The sequence below is a fragment of the Streptomyces adustus genome (genome assembly GCF_009377175.1).
In the GTDB taxonomy this organism is placed as follows: domain Bacteria; phylum Actinomycetota; class Actinomycetes; order Streptomycetales; family Streptomycetaceae; genus Streptomyces; species Streptomyces adustus.
In genome coordinates this window covers 1-21,648 of sequence record NZ_VJZD01000093.1, presented here as the reverse complement: position 1 = coordinate 21,648, position 21,648 = coordinate 1, and the positions used below count along the sequence as shown (strand labels likewise).

Genomic DNA, 21,648 nt, shown 5'->3' with positions numbered 1-21,648 from the left:
TTGGGTGGCTCACCACAGGACGGCTTGCCAAAAACCCGGTCAAAGACCCCAGACCTTAACGGAACTCTCACGATCTGCTGAGTGTCTCTCAGGCCTCACGGCCCTCATCGTCGATTGCGTCACATCGGGCCGACGACACCGCCGACGCACGGGACCGCTCCGGCGTCGGACCGGCAGCAAAGCGGTCGAGGTCCGCCCCGAAAGGCGGACCTCGACCGACGGTTCCAGCGCTCCGGCCCTCCGGCCCGCTAGCTCTCCGACGGCTTGCCGCCCGGACGCTGTGTGCCCACGGTCGCGCCCGCCTTGACCGCCCCGTCCTTGCCGGCGCCCGGCGCCTCGAACGACTCCAGCGCCTCCAGCACGTCCTGGACCCGGGAGATCTCGGTGTTGATGTTCTCGCGGCGGCGCACCAGCACCTCCAGCTCGCGCTTGCCCTCCTCGACGGTGGCGCGCGCCTCGCGGATCGCCTCCGCCTTGAGCTCCTCGGCCTCGCGCACCAGCGACGCCTTCTTCTGCTCGGCCTCCTTCAGGAGCAGCTCCGCCTTCTTCACGGCGGCGATGCGCACCTTGCCCGCCTCGGAGCTGGCCTCCGACAGCAGTTCCTTGGCCTTCGACTGCGCCTTGCCGAGCTGTTCCTCGGAAGCCTTGATGAGCGCGTCGCAGCGGTCACCGGTCGACTTCATCGTCTCCGACGCCTCACGGCGGGCCCGCTCGTGCAGGGCCTCGATCTCGGACGTGATGCGGTCGCGCAGCTCCTGCGCGCGCTCGCGGATCGCCGTGGCGTCCCGGCGGGCGCCGACGAGCAGCTCGTCCGCGTCCGCACGGGACTTCTCCACCAGCCCGTTGCCCTCGATCGTCGCCTCGGACACCAGCCGCTCGGCCTCGCTGCGGGCCGCGCCGACCATCGTGTCCGCCTGGGACTCGGCGTCCGCCGTGGTCTGAAGTGCCTGCTGCTGGGCCTCGGTGAGCAGCTTGTCGGCCTCGGCCGTGGTCTCCGTGATGAGCGTGTCGACCTGCTCGGCCGCCTCCGAACGCCGCTTGTTGGCTTCCTTGCGGGCCTCGTCCAGGGTGCGCTCGGTCTCCTCGCGCGCCTGGGACACCAGCCGGTCGGCCTCCGCCGCCGCGACCGTGCGCACCCGCTCGGCCTCGGCGCGCGTGCGCTCGGCGTGCCGCTGCGCGGAACCGACCGTCTCGGCGGCACCGGCACGCAGCCGCTCCGCGTCGCCCTTCGCGTCCCCGATCAGCTTCTCGGCCTTGGCGACCGCCTCGGACCGGACCCGCTCGGTCTCCGCGGCCGTCTCCGACTGAAGACGTTCCGTCTCCGCCGTGACCTCGGTGACGAGGGTGTCGGCCTGGGTCGCCGCCTCCGAACGGATCCGGTTGGCGTCCTCCCGGGCCTCCGCCCGGGTGCGCGAGGCGTCCTGCTCGGCCTTCGCGGTCACCTCGGAGGCCTCGGTGCGCACGTTCTGGGCGTGCGCGGCCGCGTCCGAACGCAGCCGCTCGGACTCGGCGATCGCCTCCGCCATGGTGCGCTCGGCGAGCGCCTTGGCGGCCTCGGCCTCCTCGTGCGCCTCGCGCCGGAGCCGCGCGGCGTCCTCGCCGGCCCGCTCCCGCTCGGCGTAGGCGTCGGTGCGGACGCGGTCCGCCTCCTCCTCGGCCTCCCGGCGGGTACGGTCCGCCGAGTGCTCGGCGGCGGAGCGCAGCCCCGTGATCTCCTCCTGCGCCTGCTCGTGCAGCCCGGTGACGGAGTCGCGTACCTGCTGGGCGTGCTGCTCGGCGGCCGACACCAGTTCGCCGGCGCGCCGCTCGGCCTCCTCGACCAGGCGCACGGCCTCGGTCTGCGCGTCCTCGACCCGCTTGCGCGCCGAGGCCAGCAGCTCCTCGCTCTGCTCGCGGGCCCGCTCGCGCTCCTGGTCGGCCTCCTGGCGGGCGGAGCCGAGGAGCTCCTCGGCCTCGCGACGCCGACGGGCGGCCTCCTCCTGGGCGGCGGCCAGCGTCTCCGACGCCTCCGTGGCCAGCCGCTCGGCGGCGGCCTGCGCCTCGGAGCGCACCCGGTCGGCGGTCTCCTGGGCCTCCGTCTTCAGCCGCTCGGCCTCGGTCACGGCATCCGTACGCAGTCGTACGGCGACGGTCTCGCCCTCGGCACGGGAGGCGGACGCGTCGGCGGCGGCCTCGTCGCGCAGCCGCTCGGCCTCCGCCTCGGCCTGCGCCTGGAGGGTGCGGATGCGCTCGGCGGACTCGCCGCGCAGCCGGTCGGTCTCCTCGCCGGCCTCGCGGCGGATCCGTACGGCCTCCTCGCGGGCCTCGGTCAGCGCCTGCTCGGCCGACGTGATGCGCTCCTCGGCCTCGGTGTGCAGCCGGGCCAGCCCGTCGGCCGCCTCGGCCTGCCGGGCCGCTATGGCGCGCTCGGTGTCCTCGTGCAGTCCGGCCGCGGCCCGCTCGGCGTCGGCCTTGATGCCCTCGGCCTGCTCGGTGGCCTTGTCGCGCTGCTCCTCGGCCTCCTTGCGGGTGCGCTCCAGGGTCTCCTCGGCCTGCCGGCGCAGCGCGGTGGCGCGCTCGATGGCCTCGGTGCGGACCTTCTCGCTGTCCGTCGTGGCGCTCTGGCGCAGCTCGTCCGCGTCCGCCTTCGCCTTGCCGAGCAGTTCCTCGGCGGTCTTGGCCGCCTCCTCGATCTGCTGGACGGCCTCCCGCCGGGCCTCGGCGCGGATCTTCTCGCCCTCGCCGACCGCCTCGGAGCGCAGATGCTCGGCCTCGCCGCGCAGCCGTCGCGCCTCCTCCTGGAGCTCGACGGTCTTGGCGCGGTACTCCTTGGTGTCGTCCTTCGCCGTGCCCTTGAGCTGCTCGGCGATGTCGTGCGCCTCGGCGCGCAGCCGGTCGGCCTCGGTCTCCGCCTCGGTGCGGATCCGCTCGGCCTCCTCGGTGGCGGCCCGGGTGGTGTTGCGCGCGTCCTCCTCCGCCCGGTTGAGGACGTCCTCGGCGGTGCGCGCGGCCTTGCCCAGCTGGGAGGCGGTCTCCTCGGCGGTGGCGCTGCGGGCCTTCTCGGCGGCCTCGGCGAGGACCTTCTCGGCCTCCGCGCGGGCGTCCGCGACGATCTGGTCGGCGCTCGACTTGGTGGCCTCGGCCTCCTTGGTGGCCTCGCTGACCAGTCGGGCGACCTGCTCCTTGGCGGTCCGGGTGCGCTGCTCGTTGGTGGACTCGGCCGTGGTGAGCGCCTTGGCGGCGGCCTCCTTGGCCTCGGCGAGCACCTTCTCGGCCTCGGCGCGGGCCTCGCGCAGGGCCGTGTCGGCCTCGGCGATGCGCTGCTCGGCGGCGCGGCTCAGCTCGGTGGCCTGGCGGCGGGCGGTGTCGGACTCGTTCGCCGTGGAGGTGCGCAGCGCCTCGGCGTGGTCGGTGGCCTCCTGGGCCTGGGTGGAGGCGGCGTTCAGCAGGCGCTCGGCGTCCGTGCGGGCACGGCGCAGCAGCTGGTCGGCCTCGGCGCGGGCCGCGTCGGCCTCGGCCTGGAGCCGCTGCCGGGTCTCCGCGGTGACCCGCTCGGCCTCCGCGCGGGCGGCGGCCATGGCCTGGTCGACCTCGCCGCGGGAGTCGTCGAGGAGACGACGGGCCTGCGACTCGCTGCGGGCGCGCAGCTGCTCCGCCCACGCCACGTTCTCGTTGACGTGCGACTCGACGGTCTGCCGGCGTTCCGCCAGCTCCTGGTCGAGCTGCTGACGCCGGGTGACGGCCTCCTGGTGCAGCTCTGCCTGGAGGCGGGCCGCCTGCTCGGCGTGCTCCTGGAGGAGACGCTGGGTCTGCGCCCGCGCCTGGCTGATCTCGCGCTCGGCCTCCTGGCGCAGCTGGTCCGCCTGCATCTGCGCGTTGCGCAGCATCTGCTCGGCCTGGTACCCGATATCGCCGCCGTCGAAGGCGGGCCGGGACATGATGGTGCGACGCGCCTCGTGCAACTTGGCGCGCAGCACCTCGACCTGGTAGCCGAGGTCCTCGGCATGCTGGATCGCCTTTTCCCGCTCGGTCTTCAGCCGCTTCATCTCGGCTTCGAATCGAGAGAGGTGGTCGACGTCAGCCGCCGGCTCTCGCTCCTGGCTCTCGTAGCCCCGCACTGCGCGGTCCCATCCGTCCCCTGGTCGCAAGCTTCTCCAACGAGCTCCGTCCATCCGCCGAACGGGGCCCCCGGGGAATGGTGTCAGATCAACGACGGAGCATGGGCTGCTGCCCCGACGCTCGTCCCCCGAAACCCGGACCCCGGCATGCGGTCGCCCTGGTGTGAGCGACGACCGCCCCCAACCCTACCGGCCCATATGTACGAGGGTCAGTGCTCAGGTGACTCAACCGCCGCCGAAGTGACCAGTTCTGTCAGTACACCGTGGCAATCCTTGGGGTGCAGGAAGGTGATTCGCGACCCCATGGAGCCGCGTCGTGGCTCCTCGTACAGGACGCGTACGCCCTTGTCCTTGATGTCGGCCGCGTCCGTGTCGACGTCCGCCGTACCGAAAGCGATGTGGTGGACACCCTCGCCGTTCTTGTCGAGCCACTTCGCGACGGTGGAATCCGGACGGGTGGGCTCCAGGAGCTGGAGGTACGAGGCGCCGCCGTCGGACGTATCGTTGATCTTGAGCATGGCCTCGCGCACGCCCTGTTCCTCGTTGACCTCGGAGTGGAACACCTCGAAGCCGTACGTCGCACGGTAGAACTCGACGGTCTTGTCGAGGTCGAAACAGGCGATCCCGATGTGGTCGATTCGCGTCAGCATGTTGTCAGTGCAGCGCGTCGGAAGTGGTTACGCAACGTGCGCGCGATCACACCGACAGCCGGATGACGGGTGGACTACCGCTCAGTACATTCGAGTAAACCCTCGTTCACTCCTCGGCTGTGCAAGCCGGTAAGGGGATCGCAGCTCATGTCTTCTGGAACGAACAGCTCGGTGATCGTCGCGGGGGCGCGTACGCCCATGGGACGGCTGCTGGGCTCGCTGAAGTCCTTCTCGGGCGCCGACCTCGGCGGCTTCGCGATCAAGGCCGCCCTCGACCGTGCGGGGATCGGCGGCGACCAGGTGCAGTACGTGATCATGGGGCAGGTGCTCCAGGCCGGGGCGGGGCAGATCCCGGCCCGCCAGGCCGCCGTCAAGGCCGGCATCCCGATGAACGTGCCGGCGCTGACGATCAACAAGGTGTGCCTGTCCGGCCTCGACGCGATCGCGCTGGCCGACCAGCTGATCCGCGCGGGCGAGTTCGACATCGTCGTGGCGGGTGGCCAGGAGTCCATGACCAACGCCCCCCACCTGCTGCCGAAGTCCCGCGAGGGCTACAAGTACGGCGCGGTGGAGATGCTCGACGCGATGGCGTACGACGGTCTGACCGACGCCTTCGAGAACATCGCCATGGGCGAGTCCACCGAGAAGCACAACACCCGCCTGGGCATCGCCCGTCCGGAGCAGGACGAGATCGCCGCGCTGTCCCACCAGCGCGCGGCCGCCGCCCAGAAGAACGGCGTCTTCGAGGCCGAGATCACCCCGGTCGAGATCCCGCAGCGCAAGGGCGAGCCGGTCGTCTTCAGCAAGGACGAGGGCATCCGCGGCGACACCACCGCCGAGTCCCTGGGCAAGCTGCGCCCGGCGTTCACCCGGGACGGCACGATCACCGCCGGTTCCTCCTCGCAGATCTCCGACGGCGCGGCGGCCGTGGTCGTGATGAGCAAGGCCAAGGCGCAGGAGCTCGGCCTGGAGTGGATCGCCGAGATCGGCGCCCACGGCAATGTGGCGGGACCGGACAACTCCCTCCAGTCGCAGCCGTCGAACGCGATCCTGCACGCCCTGAAGAAGGAGGGCCTGGAGGTTTCCGACCTCGACCTGATCGAGATCAACGAGGCCTTCGCCGCCGTCGCGGTGCAGTCAATGAAGGACCTCGGGGTGTCCACGGAAAAGGTGAACGTCAACGGCGGCGCCATCGCCCTGGGCCACCCGATCGGCATGTCCGGCGCCCGGCTGGTGCTGCACCTGGCGCTGGAGCTGAAGCGCCGCGGCGGCGGGGTCGGCGCGGCCGCGCTGTGCGGCGGCGGCGGCCAGGGCGACGCGCTGATCGTGCGGGTGCCCAAGGCCTGAGTCCCGCTGTACGACCTCTCGCGAACGGAGCTGTGATGCAGGACGTCTCCTCTCTGGTGACCCAGGCCAGGGAAGGCCGGCCGCGGGCCGTGGCCCGGCTGATCTCCCTGGTGGAGGGGGCGTCCCCGCAGCTGCGGGAGGTCATGGCGGCGCTGGCCCCGCTCACCGGCAACGCCTACGTCGTCGGGCTGACCGGCTCCCCGGGCGTCGGCAAGTCGACGTCCACCTCGGCGCTGGTGAGCGCGTACCGCAGACAGGGCAGGAGGGTCGGCGTGCTGGCCGTCGACCCCTCCTCGCCGTTCTCCGGCGGGGCCCTGCTGGGCGACCGGGTGCGGATGTCGGACCACTCCTCCGACCCCGGCGTCTACATCCGCTCCATGGCGACCCGCGGCCATCTGGGCGGGCTCGCCTGGTCCGCGCCGCAGGCGATCCGCGTCCTGGACGCGGCCGGCTGCGACGTGGTCCTGGTGGAGACGGTCGGCGTCGGCCAGTCGGAGGTGGAGATCGCCTCCCAGGCGGACACCTCGGTGGTCCTGCTGGCCCCGGGGATGGGCGACGGCATCCAGGCCGCCAAGGCCGGGATCCTGGAGATCGGCGACGTCTACGTCGTCAACAAGGCGGACCGGGACGGCGCCGACGCCACCGCGCGCGAGCTGAACCACATGCTCGGCCTCGGCGAGTCCCGCGCCCCGGGCGACTGGCGCCCCCCGATCGTCAAGACGGTCGCCGCGCGGGCCGAGGGCATCGACGAGGTCGTCGAGGCCCTGGAGAAGCACCGGGCCTGGATGGAGGAGCGGGGCGTGCTGACCGAACGCCGCCGGGCCCGCGCCGCCCGCGAGGTCGAGACGATCGCCGTCACGGCGCTGCGCGAACGCATCGCCGATCTGCACGGCGACCGCCGTCTGGGCGCGCTGGCGGAGCGGATCGTGGCGGGCGAACTGGATCCGTACCGCGCGGCGGACGAACTGGTGGCGGGCCTGACCCGGAGCTCCTGACCCGGAGCCGACGCGGGCGGAGCCCGGTTCGGGATCCGCCCGCGTCGCTCGCTCGGAGCGTGCCGTCAGGGGCGTCCGCGTTGCCCGCGAAGGTGCTGGGCGATGGGCTTGAGGGCCTTGTCGAGCTCCGCCAGGGCCTCGGGCGAGACGAGGTCGATGAAGTGGCTCCGTACGGACGCCACATGGTGGGGCGCGACCTTCTGCATGGTCTCCAGGCCGTGCTCGGTGAGGACCGCGTACAGTCCGCGACGGTCGGACTCGCAGTTCTCCCGGCGGACCAGGTCCGCGTTCTCCATGCGGGTGATCTGGTGGGAGAGCCGGCTCTTGGACTGGAGCGTGGCGGAGGCCAGGTCGCTCATCCGCATCCTGACGTCCTCCGACTCGGAGAGATTCACCAGGATCTCGTAGTCGTTCATTGTCAGTCCGAACGGCTGGAGGTCCTTTTCGAGCTGGTAACTCAACAGCCTGTTGACCTCCAGGTGGGTGCGCCAGGCGCACTGCTCCGCATCGGTCAGCCAGCGCGTGGCCGTTTCGGTCTCCATGAATGAAGTCTACCTAAAAAGTTGAAAGGCGAACTAGTGAGGGTGGTGTGACGGTGCGCACGCGTTCGATGTCACACTCCGCAGACTACCGCTCACAGCCCGAAGCGACGCTGGAGGTCTCCCAGCTGTCCGGGAAGGCGCGGTGCGCCGGACTGCTGCCCCTGACCACCGTGGACGCCGCCGCCGGGCACGCCCGCGTGCTGCGGAACCGCCCCCGTGGACTGCTCGGCCATGAGGGTCTCGGTCGACTGGAGCAGCACCGTGCCGGCGCCGACGAACTCGAACTGATGCTCCTCCCCGGAGGCCCCGCCCAGGCCCGTCACTGCACGTAGACCGCCCATCACGCCGGTCATGTACGCATGGTCGTAGTGATGGCACGGCGAGGGGCAGTCCGCCCAGCCGACGAGCGCCTGCGGATCCACCCGGATCGGAGGTTCCATGAACACCACCGGCCCGTTAGATGCGGCCACAAACTTGCCGGTTCCGATAAGGGTCAGAAAACCCGGCACGATCGACTGCTTGAGCGCGAGACTTGGCTGAAAAGCGAGCAGGTTGCCCGAGCGAATGGTCAGGTTGCCGTCGTCGAGGTCGTAGGAATTCACATCGAAGGCCCGGTCGGCGAGGAGCATCTTGCCGGAGCCCTCCGCCACGACCCACTCGGCCGCGTGCAGAGGCGAATGAAACGACGTGCGGACAAGTCGGTCCAATCGGCCGTGCCCGACGCCGTTGAAGTCGATCGACCCGTAGTAGGCGATCATCTTCCCCTTCTGGAGGAACCACTGGCTCCCCTTGAGCTCCACGCAGAAGGTGTAGGCGTTGACGTTGTCGTCGACGGGGAGCGTCATCGGGTCGTGCACCACCGGGCCGCCCGCCGTCACGTACCCGCTCACAGCTTCTCCTCCGACGCCTGGACGTAGACCGTGCCGCTGCCGCTCAGCTCCAGCTGGAACGCCTCCCCGGAGCCGCGGCCCACCATGTCGCGCCAGCCCAGCGCCGTGGACAGCTTGTTGCGCACGTCACCGTGATGGGCGACATACGCCTGCGGGTCGACGTGCACCGGCCGCTGCGGGGTGATCGGGAGCTCGAAGACCCCGCCGTGGGCCATCACCGCCACCGCGCCGTGCCCCTTGAGCGTGGTCGTGAACAGGCCCTGGCCGGTGACCTGTCCGCGGACCATGCCCATGACGCCGCCCTGCGCGCCCATGAACATCGTGCCCTGCTGGAGCGTGCCCTCGAAGGCGAGCAGCCGGTCCGCCTCGACGTACAGCGTGTCGCCGGTGAGGTGCACGACCTGGACGTGGTGGCCGCCGTGCCCGAACAGGACCGTGCCGCTGCCCTCGACGGACATCAGCGGGGTGGCCTCGCCCGCGACCCGGCGCCCGATCATCGACATGATCCCGCCCTGGCCGCCCTGGATGTTGGGGGTGAAGGACACCTCGCCCCGGTAGGCGAGCATCGCGCCGCGCTGACTGAACAGCCGCTGCCCCGGGACGACGGTCGCCTCGACCATCTTCGAGTTGATCTCACGGAAGGCCATCTCAGAGATCCCCCGCCACGGTGTTCCGCTCGCTCGGCTGCACGTACACCAGTCCGTCCCCCTCGAAGCGGATCTGGAAGGCCTCGCCGCCGCCCTCCCCGAGGAACGTGCGGAACGTCACACCGGACTGGAAGGACTGCCGGACATTGCCCTGGTGCGCGATGTACGCGCCCGGGTCGACGGTCAACGGGTACTGCGGGCTGACCCGGAGCACCACCGCGGGTCCGTCCGAGGTGATCGCCGCCTGGCCGTGCCCCTCGACGGTCGTCGTGAACAGCCCGTTGCCCTGCGTGGCGCCGCGCAGTCCGGTGAACGTGGTGCCGGTGCGCAGCCCGGCGTCCGTCGCGAGCAGGTTGCTCGACTCCACGTACAGCTTGTCCCCCTGGAGGCGGACGAGGTTGATCTCGCTCGCGCGGTCCGCGAACCAGCACGTCCCCTGGCCTCTGACCTCCATCACCGTCATCTGTTCGCCGGTGAGCCGCCGGGTCACCATCCCCCGCAGCCCCTCGCCGCCGCCACTGAGCTTCTTGAAGGCCATCTGCCCGTCGTACGCGACCATCGAGCCGTTCTTCGCCTTCACGGCATCCCCGGTCATGTCGACGGCGAGCACCTTGCTGCCCTGCATTCGGAACATCGCCACGCTGCGAAGGTAGCCGCCGCCCGGTCGCCCGGACAGGTCCCCGGGGTGGAGAACGCCCCTGAATGCGCCCCTAGGGGAAGTGCGGCCCCCCTCCCGGGTGGCGCCGGCCCGTTTGTCACAATGGGCGGACGCTTGTGCGCGCGTTCACAAAGCGTGACGTCCTCATCTCCCACCGAAGGTGCCCCGTGGACCTCAAGACCGCCACCGCCCTCCGCCGCCTCCGCCTGGTCTCGGCCCCCGAGGCCGTCTCCTTCCTGCTGCTGCTCGTCTGCTCGGTGCTCAAGCGGACCACCGACTTCAACGCGGTGCCCGTGATGGGAGCGGTCCACGGCGTCCTGTTCATCCTCTACGTGCTCTTCTGGGCGGACGCCTGGAACCGCGCCAAGTGGTCGCTGGGCACCGCCGCGCTCTACTTCGTCCTGTCGGTCCTGCCGACCGGCGGCTTCTTCGCCGAGCGCCGGCTGCGCCGCGAGGCCGAGGACGCGGTCATCGCCTCCCGGGCCCGCAAGGAAGGAGTGGCGAGCGCATGATCGTCGCCTTTTCCGTCACCCCGCTCGGGGTCGGCGAGGAGGTCGGGGAGTACGTCGCCGACGCCGTCCGCGTGGTCCGGGAGTCCGGACTGCCCCACCGCACCGACGCCATGTTCACCTCGATCGAGGGGGAGTGGGACGAGGTGATGGACGTCGTCCGGCGCGCGGTCGCCGCCGTCGAGGCACGGGCACCGCGTGTGTCCCTGGTCCTCAAGGCGGACATCCGGCCCGGTGTGACGGACGGACTGACCTCCAAGGTGGAGACGGTGGAGCGCCACCTCTCCGTGTAGCACGCGGGACGCGACACGCGGCACGCGACACGGAACACGAACACGGAAAAGCCCCGGCCCCCGACGGCCGGGGCTTTTCCGTGCCCGTGGCACGCAAGGGGTTTAACGGACCCTCGGTCGTCCTCGCCGACACCGCCTTTCGGGTTCGGGATTGCGCCGTCCGTGCTCCAAACGCGGTAAAAGAGGTGGGTGAACCTGGCGAGTCGGAAATGCGGACCATAGCTTCGACCCATGAAAAGAAAGCACATCGGATACCTCGGCTGCACCGCACTGGTGATCGCATCGGGACTGGCCGGTATTCCCACGGCCGGAGCCGCTTCGTCGATCCATGTGGTGCGCCCGGGGCAATCGATCCAGAAGGCGGTCGACGCCGCGAGATCCGGTGACGTCATCTACATCAGGCCCGGCACCTATCGCGAGAGCGTCCGCATCACGAAGTCGCACCTCACCCTGCGTGGTTCGGGCGCGCTGACCGTGCTGAAGCCGACCTTGAACAAGAAGAGGGCGATCAACGGCTGCGCGGCCGCCGGCAACGGCATCTGCGTGGAGGGCACCGCCGCCAGGCCGGTCGTCGACACCCGCATCCGGGGGTTGGTGCTGTCCGGCTTCAAGAAGAACGGTCTGTGGGCCTCGGGCACCGACAGGCTGTCCGTGCGCCATGTGACCTCGGAGAAGAACGGCACCTGGGGCTTCGCCGAGGAGCTCTCGGTCCGCAGCCTGTTCGCGCACAACGTCGCGAGGAAGAACGGCGAGTCGGGTCTTTTCCTCTCCAACACGGTCCGCACCGAGGCGGGTGCCATCAATACGCGCGGCACCGTCGTCCGCAACAACCGGCTGACCGGCAACCGCATCGGCATCACGGTCCGGCGGCTGCGCAACGTCACGATCAAGAACAACGACGTGGACCGCAACTGCGGCGGCATGTTCGTGGTCGGCGACGAGAACAAGCCGCGCACCGGCAACATCCTCGTACGCAGGAACTACGTCCACGACAACAACGCGTACTGCCCGAAGACCGCCCGACTTCCTTTCATCCAGGGCGCCGGAATCGTCCTCACCGGAATCGAGAGGTCGGTCGTCGAGCGCAACGAGATCCACCACAACGTGGGGAAGTCCCCGTTCTCCGGCGGAGTGGTCCTCTTCAAGAGCGTCGTGGGCGCGCCCAACCAGAACAACATCATCCGGCGCAACGTGCTGATCGGTAATTCGACGGCCGACCTGGCCAACCGGGACACCGGAAAGGGAAACAAGTTCGCCCGCAACACGTGCCGGCGCTCACTGCCCGCCGGAATGTGCTGACCGCACCACCCGTGTCCTTGCCGCCCCCAGCGAACCAAGCGAATCGAGACGGTACATGACCACTGTGAGTCCCGCCCCCGCGCAGGCTCCGTCCGCCCCCGTCGCGGCCCCGCAGCAGCCCGTCCCGGCCATGCGGCTGAGGGAGCTCGTCTTCGGCGCGGCCTGCGCCGCGGCCGTGCGGGCGGCGGCCAGGCTCGGCGTCGCCGACGCCCTCGGCGAGCAGCCGACCGGCGCGGAGCAGCTCGCGGCCCAGCTCGGCGTCGAGCCCCGGCCCCTGCTGCGCCTGCTGCGCGCCCTGTCCTGCTACGGCGTCTTCGCGCAGAACGAGGACGGACGGTTCGTCCACACCGAGATGTCCCGGCTGCTGCGCGAGGACGACCCGCACAGCCTCCGGTACATCGCCCTGTGGTGCACCGAGCCCTGGACCTGGGACGCCTGGCCGCTGCTCGACGAGGCCGTGCGCTCGGGCGGCAGCGTCTTCCACGAGCTGTACGGAAAGGGGTTCTTCGACTACCTGCACGAGGACGCGCAGGACTCCGCGCACGTCTTCAACCAGGCCATGACGACGTCCAGCGAGCAGTCGGCGCGGGACGTCGCGGAACTCCTCGACCTCACCGGCGTGACGACGGTCGCCGACATCGGCGGCGGCCAGGGGCATGTGCTGGCCAGCCTGCTGGAGAAGCACCCGGAGGTGCGCGGCACCCTGCTCGATCTGCCGCGGGTGGTGGAGAAGGCGGACGCCCGGCTGCGGGTGGGCGGCGCGCTCGCCGAGCGGGCCCGGATCGTCGGCGGGGACTGCCGTGAGGACATCCCGGTCGAGGCCGACCTGTACATCATCAAGAACATCCTGGAATGGGACGACGACAGCACCCGCAGGACGCTGCGCAACGTGATGGCGAAGGCCCGCCCCGGGACCCGGGTCGTCATCATCGAGAACCTCGTCGACGACACCCCGTCGATGAAGTTCACCACCTCCATGGACCTGCTGCTGCTCCTCAACGTCGGTGGAGCCAAGCACACCAAGGAGAGCCTGGTCGCCCGCATGACGGAGGCCGGGCTGACCGTCGCCGAGATCCAGCCGGTCAACGCGTATCTGCACGCCTTCGAGTGCGTCGTACCCGCCTGATCCCGGCGCGACAAGGGTCCGCCCCCGGTCGATGCCGGGGGCGGACCCTTGTCACGCCGGAAGCGTCAGGAGCGCCGGAAGCGTCAGGAGCGCTGGACGGGCCGGGAGCCGCGGACGCGTCAGGAGCGGCCGTCGCGCTCCCAGCGGTAGAACTCCTGGGCCATCGCGTCCTTCGGACCGCGCCAGGTCATCGGGTCGTACGCGCTCACGTACGCGGTGAGCCGGTCGCTGATGTCCTTGAAGGCCGGGTGGTCGGCCACCTTCGCGATCGCGGGGCCGAGCGGGCGCTCGCCCTGCACGAGGTGCATGTACACGTCGTCGAACTGGAACAGGGTGCGGCGGGTGACGCCGATGAGGTGCGGCAGTTCGCCGTCGTCGGACTCCGCGAACACCTTCGCGATGTCCGGGGCCGAGCCCGGCGCCATCCGGGCCACGATGAGTGTCTGGTGCATCAGGGGGCGTTCCTCTCGGGGCGACGAGCCGGGCGGACCGTCCGGGCGGACGGTCCGCGGGCCGACAGGTGGGGGACGGGGGGCAGGTCAGCTGTGGGTGACGGAGGCGGGCGTGCGCAGCCGGGCGCGCTGCTCCACCTTGTCCCGGATGAGCCGGAGCTGGACGACCGAGTTGCGGTTGATGTTCTCGGTCATCCAGGCGTCGTCCACGGGCGCGTCGGGCTTCATCTCGAAGTCCTGCGTCCAGTGCATCCGGACGCCGGCCGGGGTCTCCTCGTACACCCACTTGATGTTCATGTAGGCGAACGGGCCGGTCTCCACCCGGCGGGCCTTGACCACGAGCCGCTCGCGGTCGGGCTCACGCTCCGAGACCCAGCTCCAGACCTTGCCGTTGTCGTCCGGGTGCATGGTGAGGCGGAAGGTGGTCTTGCCGTTCTCCCGGGACAGGACCTCGACGGAGGCGTACTCGCTGAACAGCTGCGTCCAGTTCTCCAGGTCGTTGGTCATGTCCCAGACGAGATCCAGGGGAGCAGCGATGGTGATCTCGTTCTCGGTGTGTCCTGCCATGGTCAGGCTCCTGCCACTACGTTGCTGTTGACGAGGTCGAGGAATTCGCGCGGGGTCCGGCAGCGCTCCGCGTCGGGCGGCAGCACCATGGCGTGGTTGTTCTCCAGCTCGCCGACGATGCCGAGCAGGCCGAGCGAGTCCAGCCCGAACTCGTCGAAGCCGGCGTCGAGCCGGAGCTCCAGCTCGTCGGCGACCACGGTGACGCCGGCCGCCTTCTTCATCAGCGCGGCCAGTTCCCGTGCGGTCAGTTCGTTGTCCATCTGTCTCTCCTTCTCCTCAGAGGGCATGGGCGCCGTGCCGCAGCACGAGGGCCGCGTTGGAGCCCATGAGTCCCCGGCTGACGACCAGGGCGGTGCGCAGCGGTGCGGGTCGGGCCCGCCCGGTCACCAGATCGAGGTCGTGGCAGGGGTCGTAGACGTTCGGCGTGGGCGGCACCAGGCCGTGTTCCATGGCCAGCACCGCCGCCGCCACGTCCAGCACCGGCGCCCCGCAGTAGGCCCGGCCGATCCCGGTCTTGGGCGCCGTCACCGGCACCCGCCGGCCGTGCGCGCCCAGGGCGTCGGCGATCGCCAGCGCCTCGGCACGGTCGGCCTCCGGCGTCCCGAACGCGTCCGCGAACACGACGTCGACCTCCTCCGGGGCGCACCGGGCCTCGTCGAGCGCGACCCGGATCGCCTGGGCCAGCCCCTCCCGGGACCGCTCCCACAGGGACGCGCCGGTGAAGGTCGCCCCGTGCCCGGCGATGAACGCCCGGACGGTGGCCTCCCGCTCCCGCGCCGCCCCCTCGTCCTCGACCACGATCATCGCGCCGCCCTCGGCGGGCACGAACCCGCAGGCGGCGGCGGTGAAGGGCCGGTAGGCGTGGGTCGGGTCGTCGCCGGTGCTGAGGTCGTCGTAGCCGAGCTGGCAGACCATCGAGTACGGCGCCAGCGGGGCCTCGGCGGCCCCGGCCACGACCACGCCGGTGCCCCGTCGGACCGCGCGGGCCGCGTGCGCCAGCGCGTCCAGGCCGCCGGCCTCGTCGCTGGCCACCACCCCGCAGGGTCCCTTGAACCCGCCGCGGATGGACACCTGGCCGGTGCTCGCCGCGTAGAACCAGGCGATGGACTGGTACGGACCCACGAACCGGGGGCCCTGGCCCCACAGCCGCTGGAGTTCCCGCTGGCCGAACTCGCCGCCGCCGGAGCCCGCGGCCGTGACCACGCCGACCGCGAACGGATCCCGGTCGGTGTCGGCGCGGCCCAGCCGGGCGTCCGCCAGGGCCTGGTCGGCCGCGGCCATCGCGAAGTGGGTGAACCGGTCCGTCTGGACGAGGAACCGCTCCTCGACCAGTTCCGAGGGATCGAATCCGCGGACCTCGCCCGCGATCCGCAGGGGCAGGTGCTCGCATCCTTCGCGGGTCACCCGGTCCAGGACGCTGACGCCCTCCTGGGTGGACTTCCAGAAGGTCTCGGTGCTCAGCCCGTTGGGGGCGACGACACCTATGCCGGTGACGGCGGCGCGCCGGGCTCGCTGTGACGTCATCGGGTCCTCCCGTCGGGCCGGGTGAGAATCACCGCGGACTGGAAGCCGCCGAAGCCGCTGCCGACGGACAGCACGTTGCTCAGCTCGGCCTTGCGCGCGGTGCGCGGCACGTAGTCGAGGTCGCACTCGGGGTCCGGGGTCGTGTAGTTCGCCGTCGGCGGCACGACCTGGTGGACCAGGGCCAGCACACAGGCCAGGACCTCGATCGCCCCGATGGCACCCAGCGAGTGGCCCACCATCGACTTGATCGAGCTCATCGGCGTCCGGTAGGCGTGATCGCCCAGCGACCGCTTGACCGCGGCCGTCTCGTGCCGGTCGTTCTGCTGCGTACCGGAACCGTGGGCGTTGACGTAGTCGATGTCCGAGCCGTCCAGCCGGGCGTGGGCGAGCGCGTCGTCGATGGCGCGTGCCATCTCCAGGCCCTCCCGGGTGAGACCGGTCATGTGGTAGGCGTTGCCGAAGGTGGCGTAGCCGCCGATCTCGCAGTACACGTGGGCCCCGCGGGCGCGGGCGTGTTCGAGTTCCTCCAGGACGAGGACGGCTCCGCCCTCACCCATGACGAACCCGTTGCGGTCCTTGTCGAACGGGCGGGACGCGTGCTCGGGGTCGTCGTTGTTCGGAGAGGTCGCCTTGATGGCGTCGAAGCACGCCATCGTGATCGGGGAGATCGGCGAGTCCGAGGCGCCGGCTATGCAGACGTCGACCCGGCCCTCCTGCACGGCGTGGAAGGCGTAGCCGATCGCGTCGAGACCGGAGGTGCAGCCCGTGGAGACGGTCTGCACCGGGCCGTGCGCCCCGAACTGCTCGGCGACCTCGGAGGCGAGGGCGCTCGGGGAGAAGGCGCGGTGCAGATGAGGAGCCGCCCGGCGGTGGTCGACGTCCCAGCGCCGGCCCTTCTCGCTGACCGCCACGTAGTCGTTCTCGAGGCGCGTGGTGCCACCCACGGCGGTGCCCAGGGACACCCCCATGCGCCAGGGATCCTCCTTCTCCGGGTCGAGTCCCGCGTCGCTGACCGCCTCCCGGGCGGCCACCATGGCGAACTGGACATAGCGGTCGGCACGCTCGGTCGTCGCCGCGTCGATTCCGTGGGCGGCCGGGTCGAAGTCGACCTCGGCCGCGATCCGCGAACGCAGCCCCGCCGGGTCGAAGAGCGTGATGCCCCGCGTCGCGGTGCGGCCGTTCGCCAGGAGGTCCCAGAACGCCGGTACGCCCACGCCGCCCGGGGCCACGATGCCGACGCCGGTGACCGCCACGCGCCGGGTCACGACACCGCCTCGACTCGCTCAGGCGTCAGGTGCAGGCAGGCCCCCTCCGTCTCCTCGGTCACCTCGGTGTCGACGTGGCCGAGCTTGGGGCGCGGCGCCAGCGGGCCCAGGTGGAAGACCATCCGGGCCTCCACACTGCCCACGTTGCGGAAGCGGTGGCGCATGTTGATCGGGATCAGCAGGCCCTGGTCGGCCCGGATCGGGAAGGTCTCGCCGTCCAGGTCGACTTCGAGCACACCGCTCACGACGTAGACGAACTCCTCGGAGTACGGGTGGTAGTGCTCGCCGATGCGGTCGCCCGGCTGGATGATGGCGAGGCCCATGAAGCCGGACTTGGCGCCGACCGCGGTGGGCGTGAGCATCGCGCGCAGGTCACCTCCGCGCCGGGTGTTGGGCTCGGTCTCGCTCAGGTCCACGATGCGTGGGCGGGGCGTGGTCATGTGTTTCCTCCGGTTGGTGGGTACAGCCGGCCCGTCGGTGGTGCCGACGGAGCCCGCGTGTCCGGCCGCTGACCGGGCCGGACCTGCCGTCAGGCGGACGATGCGGTGCGGTCGGTGACGAGCTTCATGTCGGACCGCTCGACGAACCGGGCGAGGTCCCGTTCGGTGACCGGCGCGCCGTCGACGCCGAGCGCGTCGCCGTCGAGCAGCCGGCTGAGGACCGCTCCGTTGCGGCCGCCCGTGAGACCGAGGGTCAGGACGGGGTCGTGCGCGAGGTCGCCCCGTACGTCGACCAGTCGTACGACGATGTCGTCGCGCTGGAAGATCGTGGAGCAGTGCACGGGGTTCGCCGGGTCGTCGGCCGCGGCCTCGTCCTCGCGGGCGAGCAGCCGGGCCAGGGCCATGCCGGAGCCCTCCTTGGCCGGGTAGAACAGCGCGTGCCGCTTCACGTCCTGGGGCTGTCCGGCGCCGACCGCCACGTGGTGCACCGCGGGCAGCGCCGCCCGGGTGAAGAAGACCCGGGCCGATCCCGGGTCGCTGAGGTCCCGGTCCTGCTCCAGATAGGGGTTGATGGCCTCCTCGACCGCCCGGACCTCGGGCTGCCGGGACACGTGGCGCAGCGCGGCCATCAGGTCGCCCTCCACCTCGATGGCCCGCACCACCCGGTTGCCGTGCATGAACAGCGAGGTGCGGCGCAGCCGGGTGTTCTCGTCGACCTGGGCCTGCGGCGAGGTGTAGCCGGCGAGGAGATCGGCGACGATCCGCTCGCTGCCGGGCTTCACGGTGAAGGTGAGGGCGTGGCGTACCACGCCGTCGCCCACTCGGGCCGTAGCCTGGAAGCGGCCCTTCTCCGAGTCGGGCAGCGGCGGGGCGACGTTGCCCGTCTCGCGCAGCACGCTGAAGCGCAGCGAGCGGGTGTCGCGCACGCAGCTGTGCAGCGGCTGGACCGTCTCGACGTGCTCCTCGCTGTTCACCCAGGCGAGGAACGGAGGGGCGCTCTCCCACTCACTGGTGATCAGCCACTGCGAGGGGTTCTCGATCGACTGGCACAGCTGGTCGCTGATGTGGCCGGGGACGGAGGCCACCTGGTTGCGCATCTGCTCGTAGGCCTCCAGGAACTGCTTCTGGGCGCCGTCGTGAAGGTCCAGCAGCAGGATGACCCGCAGCCGGGAGCCGTCGAACGCGGACTGCGACACCCGCTCCGAGATCCGCTGCGGAGCCCGGTGCGAGACACGGTCCGACACGCGGTCAGACACACGTTCCGATACACGTTCCGAGATTGACATCCAGCACACATCTCCTCAGTGACTTCCGGGGCGCTCCCGGTGCCGGGAGCGGCGAACGGCCCGGACCCCGATCGTGGTTCGGGCCGCGGGGCGGCGCGACTCGCGTGAACCACGTGGGTGACCACCCGGGCGAAGCGGGTGACGTTCGGGGTGACCAGTCGGGTGAATGAGGCGAGCGAACCCCTCCCGCCGGGGCATGGAAGCCCTGTAGCCGGGGGTCCATGGAAGCCCTGTAGCCGGGGTCCGCTGCTGGAGGCATTGATGACCGAAGAAGTCGAGCATCACGTACCCGTACTCGTCGTGGGCGGGTCCCTCGTAGGACTGTCCACCTCACTGTTCCTGGGCCGTCTCGGCATCCCGCACCTGGTCGTCGAGAAGCACGCGGGCACCTCCAGGCACCCTCGCGGCCGCGGCAACAACGTGCGCACGATGGAACTGTTCAGGGTCGCCGGGGCCGAGCAGCAGATCCGCGAGGCCGCCTCGACCCTGGCCGACAACCACGGCATCCTCCAGGCCCCGTCCCTGGTCGGCGGCGCGGGCGAGTGGCTGTTCAAGGAGATCGACCCGGGCGGCGGCCTGGCCCGCTTCAGCCCGAGCGGCTGGTGCCTGTGCAGTCAGAACGACCTGGAGCCGGTGCTGCTCAAGTGCGCCCGCGAGCTGGGCGGCGACATCCGGTTCTCCACCGAGCTGCTCTCCGTCGAGCAGGACGGCGAGGGGATCACCGCGGTCGTGAAGAACCGGGACAGCGGGCAGCACACCACCGTGCGGGCCGAGTACCTCGTCGCGGCCGACGGTCCGCGCAGCCCGGTCCGGGAGGGGCTGGGCATCGGCCAGACGGGTCCGGGCGACCTGTTCCACAACGTGAGCGTCACCTTCGACTCCCTCAAACTCGCGGACGCGGTCGGCGACCGGCGCTTCATCTGCTGCTACCTGACCGCCCCGGACGCGGACGGCGCGCTGCTGCCGGTGGACAACGTGGCGAAGTGGGTCTTCCACGCGCCCTGGCACCCCGAGCGCGGCGAGACGCTGGAGGACTTCACCGAGGAGCGCTGCGTCACCCACATCCGCCGGGCCGTCGGCGTCCCCGACCTGGACGTGCGGATCACCGGCAAGGCGCCCTGGCACGCGGCGCAGCGGGTCGCCGAGCGCTACTCGGCCGGCCGGATCTTCCTCGCCGGGGACTCCGCCCACGAGATGTCACCGACCGGCGCGTTCGGCTCCAACACCGGTATCCAGGACGCGCACAACCTCGCCTGGAAACTCGCCGCCGTGCTCAACGGCTGGGCGGGACCCGGCCTGCTGGAGTCCTACGAGGCGGAGCGCAAGCCGGTGGCTGTGGCCACCAGCGCGCGGGCGGCGGCCCGTTCGGTGGAGCACAGCCACCCGGGCTACGCGCCCGCCCCCGGTGCGGGCGGTGCGGGCGGCGCCCGCCAGGGCGGCGTGCTGAAGGTGGCCCTCGGCTACCGCTACCCCCGCGGCGCCGTGGTCGGCACCGACCCCGAGAGCCCGGTGGTGCCCGACGAGATGACGATGACCGGCGAGCCCGGCAGCCGCGCCCCGCACATGTGGCTGCTGCGCTCCGGCGTGCGCACCTCCACCGTCGACCTGTACGAGACCTCGTTCGTGCTGCTCAGCGGTGCCGAGGACATGGCCTGGCACACGGCGGCGCAGCGGGTCGCCGAACGTCTCGCGGTACGCCTGGAGTCGTACCGCGTCGGCCGGGGCCCGCTCGCGGACCTCGCCCCCCAGGACGGCACGGACTGGTCCGTGCTGCACGGCACGACGCCGCGGGGCGCGGTGCTGGTCCGGCCCGACGGCTATGTGGCGTGGCGGTCGCAGGACGCGGTGGCCGACCCGGAGAAGACGCTGTACGACCTCATGGCCGGCCTGCTCGACCTGGTCTGAGGACGGGCTGCCCCCGAGGGCTCTCAACCTCCCGAGGCGAGGGCGATTCCCAGGGGTGTCCGCTCGTACAGCACCTGATGGCCGTACCGCCGCGAGGTCAGCAGGCCCGCGTCGCGCAGCGCGGTCAGATGCGCGGACACCGACGACGGCGCGAGCCCCAGCCGGGACGCGAGGGCCGAGGTGCCGGCGGGCTCGTCCAGCGCCGTCAGCACGGCGGCCCGGCCGCGGCCCAGCAGCCGCACGAGCGCGTCGGGCAGCCGGTCGGCCGGCTCGGCCCACAGGCCGCCGATACCCCGCGCCGGGTAGACGAGGGTCGGCTGCCAGGGCGGCTCGAAGCCGCTGATGACGTCCGGCCAGCTGAACACGCTCGGCATCAGCACCAGTCCCTGCCCGCCGAGGTGCCGCTCGTACTCGACGTGCGTCTCGACGGTCAGCGTCCCGGCGCGCCAGCCGCAGCGCCGGTTGACCTCCGGCAGCAGGCCGCCCAGACCGACCTCGGCCAGCCGGCGCGAGTGGAAGGCGATGTCCGCCTCCAGCAGCGCCCGCAGCCGGGGCCAGTCCGGCGCCAGCAGGGTGTGCCAGACCTCCTCGACCGCGTCGGACAGCTCCCGGATCATGCGGACCGGGTCCGCCAGCCAGGCCCGGCCGCGCGGTGAGTCGAGCGCGCCCGGGGTGTCGGCGAGGGAGCGGGCGGTGTCCGCGCGGGCCGCCTCGGGATCGGCGGCGCGGACCGCGGCGATCTCCTCCTCGAAACCGGCCGCGGGGCCGATCGGCGGCGCGCCCAGCCAGTCGGGGGAGTGGCCGCGGCGCGGCATCACCAGCCACAGCCCGCTGAGGTCGAGCGTGTCGGCCGCCGCACGGATCCGGCGCAGCCAGTGCGCGTGGTAGCCGTGCCGGTCGGGCCGTTTGAGGGTGCGCACCGCCTCCTGCGTCTCCCACAGCGGCGAGAGCGCGAACCGGCAGCGCAGGAAGTCGTCCTCCCCGAAGTGCAGCCGCACCGGCACGACCCCACCACCTCTCCTCGTCGGGCCTTCGATTCGGTCTGAGCCGAAACTCTACGGCCGTCCGCGCGGCGGACCACACCCTGCTGCCATGCCGGAAGAACCCCAGACCACCACGACACTGCCGCAGACCCCCGGGCCCGCCGCCCCCGAAC

The 21,648-nt window shown here is 71.5% G+C and carries 21 protein-coding genes; 7 read left to right on the top strand and 14 right to left on the bottom strand.

The window, feature by feature from the left end; translation table 11 throughout:
• Window positions 1–248: 248 nt before the first annotated feature.
• Entirely contained in the window at window positions 249–4,097 is a 3,849-nt protein-coding gene (scy, locus tag FNH09_RS22700) for a polarized growth protein Scy (RefSeq protein WP_162468948.1), read from the bottom strand.
• 209 nt (window positions 4,098–4,306) lie between these two features.
• The gene (gene mce, locus FNH09_RS22695; RefSeq protein ID WP_152890879.1) at window positions 4,307–4,747 is read right to left on the bottom strand and encodes a methylmalonyl-CoA epimerase; all 441 of its coding nucleotides are present in this window, start codon (window positions 4,745–4,747) and stop codon (window positions 4,307–4,309) included.
• Window positions 4,748–4,894: 147 nt separating this feature from the next.
• On the opposite strand from mce, the gene FNH09_RS22690 reads away from it, so the two are divergent.
• A complete protein-coding gene (locus FNH09_RS22690; RefSeq protein ID WP_152890877.1) occupies window positions 4,895–6,094 on the top strand; it encodes an acetyl-CoA C-acetyltransferase in 1,200 nt (399 codons plus the stop codon).
• Window positions 6,095–6,129: 35 nt separating this feature from the next.
• Complete coding sequence (gene meaB / locus FNH09_RS22685) at window positions 6,130–7,089, top strand: methylmalonyl Co-A mutase-associated GTPase MeaB (protein WP_152890875.1); 960 nt, start codon at window positions 6,130–6,132, stop codon at window positions 7,087–7,089.
• A gap of 65 nt (window positions 7,090–7,154) precedes the next feature.
• Here the strand turns inward: meaB and FNH09_RS22680 are convergent, their stop codons facing one another.
• The 4 genes from FNH09_RS22680 to FNH09_RS22665 all read right to left on the bottom strand — a co-directional run bounded on the left by FNH09_RS22680 (window position 7,155) and on the right by FNH09_RS22665 (window position 9,802).
• The gene (locus tag FNH09_RS22680; protein WP_152890872.1) at window positions 7,155–7,631 is read right to left on the bottom strand and encodes a MarR family winged helix-turn-helix transcriptional regulator; all 477 of its coding nucleotides are present in this window, start codon (window positions 7,629–7,631) and stop codon (window positions 7,155–7,157) included.
• Between the two features lie 92 nt (window positions 7,632–7,723).
• A complete protein-coding gene (locus tag FNH09_RS22675) occupies window positions 7,724–8,476 on the bottom strand; it encodes an AIM24 family protein (RefSeq protein WP_152890910.1) in 753 nt (250 codons plus the stop codon).
• A 41-nt stretch (window positions 8,477–8,517) separates the two neighbouring features.
• Complete coding sequence (locus FNH09_RS22670) at window positions 8,518–9,168, bottom strand: AIM24 family protein (protein WP_152890869.1); 651 nt, start codon at window positions 9,166–9,168, stop codon at window positions 8,518–8,520.
• 1 nt (window position 9,169) lies between these two features.
• On the bottom strand, window positions 9,170–9,802 hold the full coding sequence (locus FNH09_RS22665) for an AIM24 family protein (RefSeq protein ID WP_152890907.1): 633 nt from the start codon (window positions 9,800–9,802) through the stop codon (window positions 9,170–9,172).
• 191 nt (window positions 9,803–9,993) lie between these two features.
• Here FNH09_RS22665 and FNH09_RS22660 point away from each other — a divergent pair, with 191 nt between their 5' ends.
• The 4 genes from FNH09_RS22660 (at window position 9,994) to FNH09_RS22645 (ending at window position 13,053) form a co-directional block, all read left to right on the top strand.
• Window positions 9,994–10,338 carry a DUF3817 domain-containing protein gene (locus FNH09_RS22660; RefSeq protein WP_162468947.1) on the top strand — a complete coding sequence of 115 codons (345 nt, stop codon included), beginning with the start codon at window positions 9,994–9,996 and terminating at the stop codon, window positions 10,336–10,338.
• Window positions 10,335–10,628, top strand: a complete 294-nt coding sequence (locus FNH09_RS22655) for an MTH1187 family thiamine-binding protein (RefSeq protein ID WP_152890867.1) — start codon at window positions 10,335–10,337, stop codon at window positions 10,626–10,628. Before FNH09_RS22660 ends, FNH09_RS22655 begins: the two co-directional genes overlap by 4 nt.
• 231 nt (window positions 10,629–10,859) lie before the next feature.
• Window positions 10,860–11,927 (top strand): right-handed parallel beta-helix repeat-containing protein, encoded by a 1,068-nt coding sequence (locus tag FNH09_RS22650; protein ID WP_152890865.1) that lies wholly within the window; start codon window positions 10,860–10,862, stop codon window positions 11,925–11,927.
• A 55-nt stretch (window positions 11,928–11,982) separates the two neighbouring features.
• A complete protein-coding gene (locus FNH09_RS22645; protein WP_152890863.1) occupies window positions 11,983–13,053 on the top strand; it encodes a methyltransferase in 1,071 nt (356 codons plus the stop codon).
• 119 nt (window positions 13,054–13,172) lie between these two features.
• On the opposite strand, the gene FNH09_RS22640 is transcribed toward FNH09_RS22645, so the two are convergent.
• From FNH09_RS22640 to FNH09_RS22610, 7 genes are all read right to left on the bottom strand, one after another.
• Complete coding sequence (locus FNH09_RS22640) at window positions 13,173–13,505, bottom strand: TcmI family type II polyketide cyclase (protein ID WP_152890861.1); 333 nt, start codon at window positions 13,503–13,505, stop codon at window positions 13,173–13,175.
• 87 nt (window positions 13,506–13,592) lie between these two features.
• A complete protein-coding gene (locus FNH09_RS22635) occupies window positions 13,593–14,072 on the bottom strand; it encodes an SRPBCC family protein (RefSeq protein ID WP_152890859.1) in 480 nt (159 codons plus the stop codon).
• Between the two features lie 2 nt (window positions 14,073–14,074).
• The gene (locus FNH09_RS22630; protein WP_152890857.1) at window positions 14,075–14,332 is read right to left on the bottom strand and encodes an acyl carrier protein; all 258 of its coding nucleotides are present in this window, start codon (window positions 14,330–14,332) and stop codon (window positions 14,075–14,077) included.
• A gap of 16 nt (window positions 14,333–14,348) precedes the next feature.
• On the bottom strand, window positions 14,349–15,596 hold the full coding sequence (locus tag FNH09_RS22625) for a ketosynthase chain-length factor (RefSeq protein WP_152890855.1): 1,248 nt from the start codon (window positions 15,594–15,596) through the stop codon (window positions 14,349–14,351).
• Complete coding sequence (locus FNH09_RS22620; protein ID WP_162468946.1) at window positions 15,593–16,861, bottom strand: beta-ketoacyl-ACP synthase II; 1,269 nt, start codon at window positions 16,859–16,861, stop codon at window positions 15,593–15,595. The genes FNH09_RS22625 and FNH09_RS22620 overlap by 4 nt, the downstream gene beginning before the upstream one ends.
• Window positions 16,858–17,301 (bottom strand): cupin domain-containing protein, encoded by a 444-nt coding sequence (locus FNH09_RS22615; RefSeq protein WP_152890853.1) that lies wholly within the window; start codon window positions 17,299–17,301, stop codon window positions 16,858–16,860. Before FNH09_RS22615 ends, FNH09_RS22620 begins: the two co-directional genes overlap by 4 nt.
• A gap of 89 nt (window positions 17,302–17,390) precedes the next feature.
• A complete protein-coding gene (locus FNH09_RS22610) occupies window positions 17,391–18,545 on the bottom strand; it encodes a SchA/CurD-like domain-containing protein (RefSeq protein ID WP_338017653.1) in 1,155 nt (384 codons plus the stop codon).
• Window positions 18,546–18,848: 303 nt separating this feature from the next.
• On the opposite strand from FNH09_RS22610, the gene FNH09_RS22605 reads away from it, so the two are divergent.
• Window positions 18,849–20,492 (top strand): FAD-dependent oxidoreductase, encoded by a 1,644-nt coding sequence (locus FNH09_RS22605; protein ID WP_152890848.1) that lies wholly within the window; start codon window positions 18,849–18,851, stop codon window positions 20,490–20,492.
• Window positions 20,493–20,515: 23 nt separating this feature from the next.
• Here FNH09_RS22605 and FNH09_RS22600 read toward each other — a convergent pair whose 3' ends face one another.
• Window positions 20,516–21,496: a DUF5937 family protein gene (locus FNH09_RS22600; protein ID WP_162468945.1), complete on the bottom strand. Its 981-nt coding sequence runs from the start codon at window positions 21,494–21,496 to the stop codon at window positions 20,516–20,518.
• Window positions 21,497–21,648: the final 152 nt, after the last annotated feature.

Excerpts from the sequence above, each read along its gene's own strand:
- FNH09_RS22630 (WP_152890857.1), bottom strand. The coding sequence starts at position 14,332 with ATGGACAACGAACTGACCGCACGGGAACTGGCCGCGCTGATGAAGAAG.
- mce (WP_152890879.1), bottom strand. The coding sequence starts at position 4,747 with ATGCTGACGCGAATCGACCACATCGGGATCGCCTGTTTCGACCTCGAC.
- FNH09_RS22675 (WP_152890910.1), bottom strand. The coding sequence starts at position 8,476 with ATGACGCTCCCCGTCGACGACAACGTCAACGCCTACACCTTCTGCGTG.
- FNH09_RS22615 (WP_152890853.1), bottom strand. The coding sequence starts at position 17,301 with ATGACCACGCCCCGCCCACGCATCGTGGACCTGAGCGAGACCGAGCCC.
- FNH09_RS22680 (WP_152890872.1), bottom strand. The coding sequence starts at position 7,631 with ATGGAGACCGAAACGGCCACGCGCTGGCTGACCGATGCGGAGCAGTGC.
- FNH09_RS22655 (WP_152890867.1), top strand. The coding sequence starts at position 10,335 with ATGATCGTCGCCTTTTCCGTCACCCCGCTCGGGGTCGGCGAGGAGGTC.
- FNH09_RS22625 (WP_152890855.1), bottom strand. The coding sequence starts at position 15,596 with ATGACGTCACAGCGAGCCCGGCGCGCCGCCGTCACCGGCATAGGTGTC.
- meaB (WP_152890875.1), top strand. The coding sequence starts at position 6,130 with ATGCAGGACGTCTCCTCTCTGGTGACCCAGGCCAGGGAAGGCCGGCCG.
- FNH09_RS22650 (WP_152890865.1), top strand. The coding sequence starts at position 10,860 with ATGAAAAGAAAGCACATCGGATACCTCGGCTGCACCGCACTGGTGATC.
- FNH09_RS22605 (WP_152890848.1), top strand. The coding sequence starts at position 18,849 with ATGACCGAAGAAGTCGAGCATCACGTACCCGTACTCGTCGTGGGCGGG.
- FNH09_RS22690 (WP_152890877.1), top strand. The coding sequence starts at position 4,895 with ATGTCTTCTGGAACGAACAGCTCGGTGATCGTCGCGGGGGCGCGTACG.
- FNH09_RS22635 (WP_152890859.1), bottom strand. The coding sequence starts at position 14,072 with ATGGCAGGACACACCGAGAACGAGATCACCATCGCTGCTCCCCTGGAT.
- FNH09_RS22670 (WP_152890869.1), bottom strand. The coding sequence starts at position 9,168 with ATGGCCTTCCGTGAGATCAACTCGAAGATGGTCGAGGCGACCGTCGTC.
- FNH09_RS22645 (WP_152890863.1), top strand. The coding sequence starts at position 11,983 with ATGACCACTGTGAGTCCCGCCCCCGCGCAGGCTCCGTCCGCCCCCGTC.
- FNH09_RS22665 (WP_152890907.1), bottom strand. The coding sequence starts at position 9,802 with ATGTTCCGAATGCAGGGCAGCAAGGTGCTCGCCGTCGACATGACCGGG.
- FNH09_RS22640 (WP_152890861.1), bottom strand. The coding sequence starts at position 13,505 with ATGCACCAGACACTCATCGTGGCCCGGATGGCGCCGGGCTCGGCCCCG.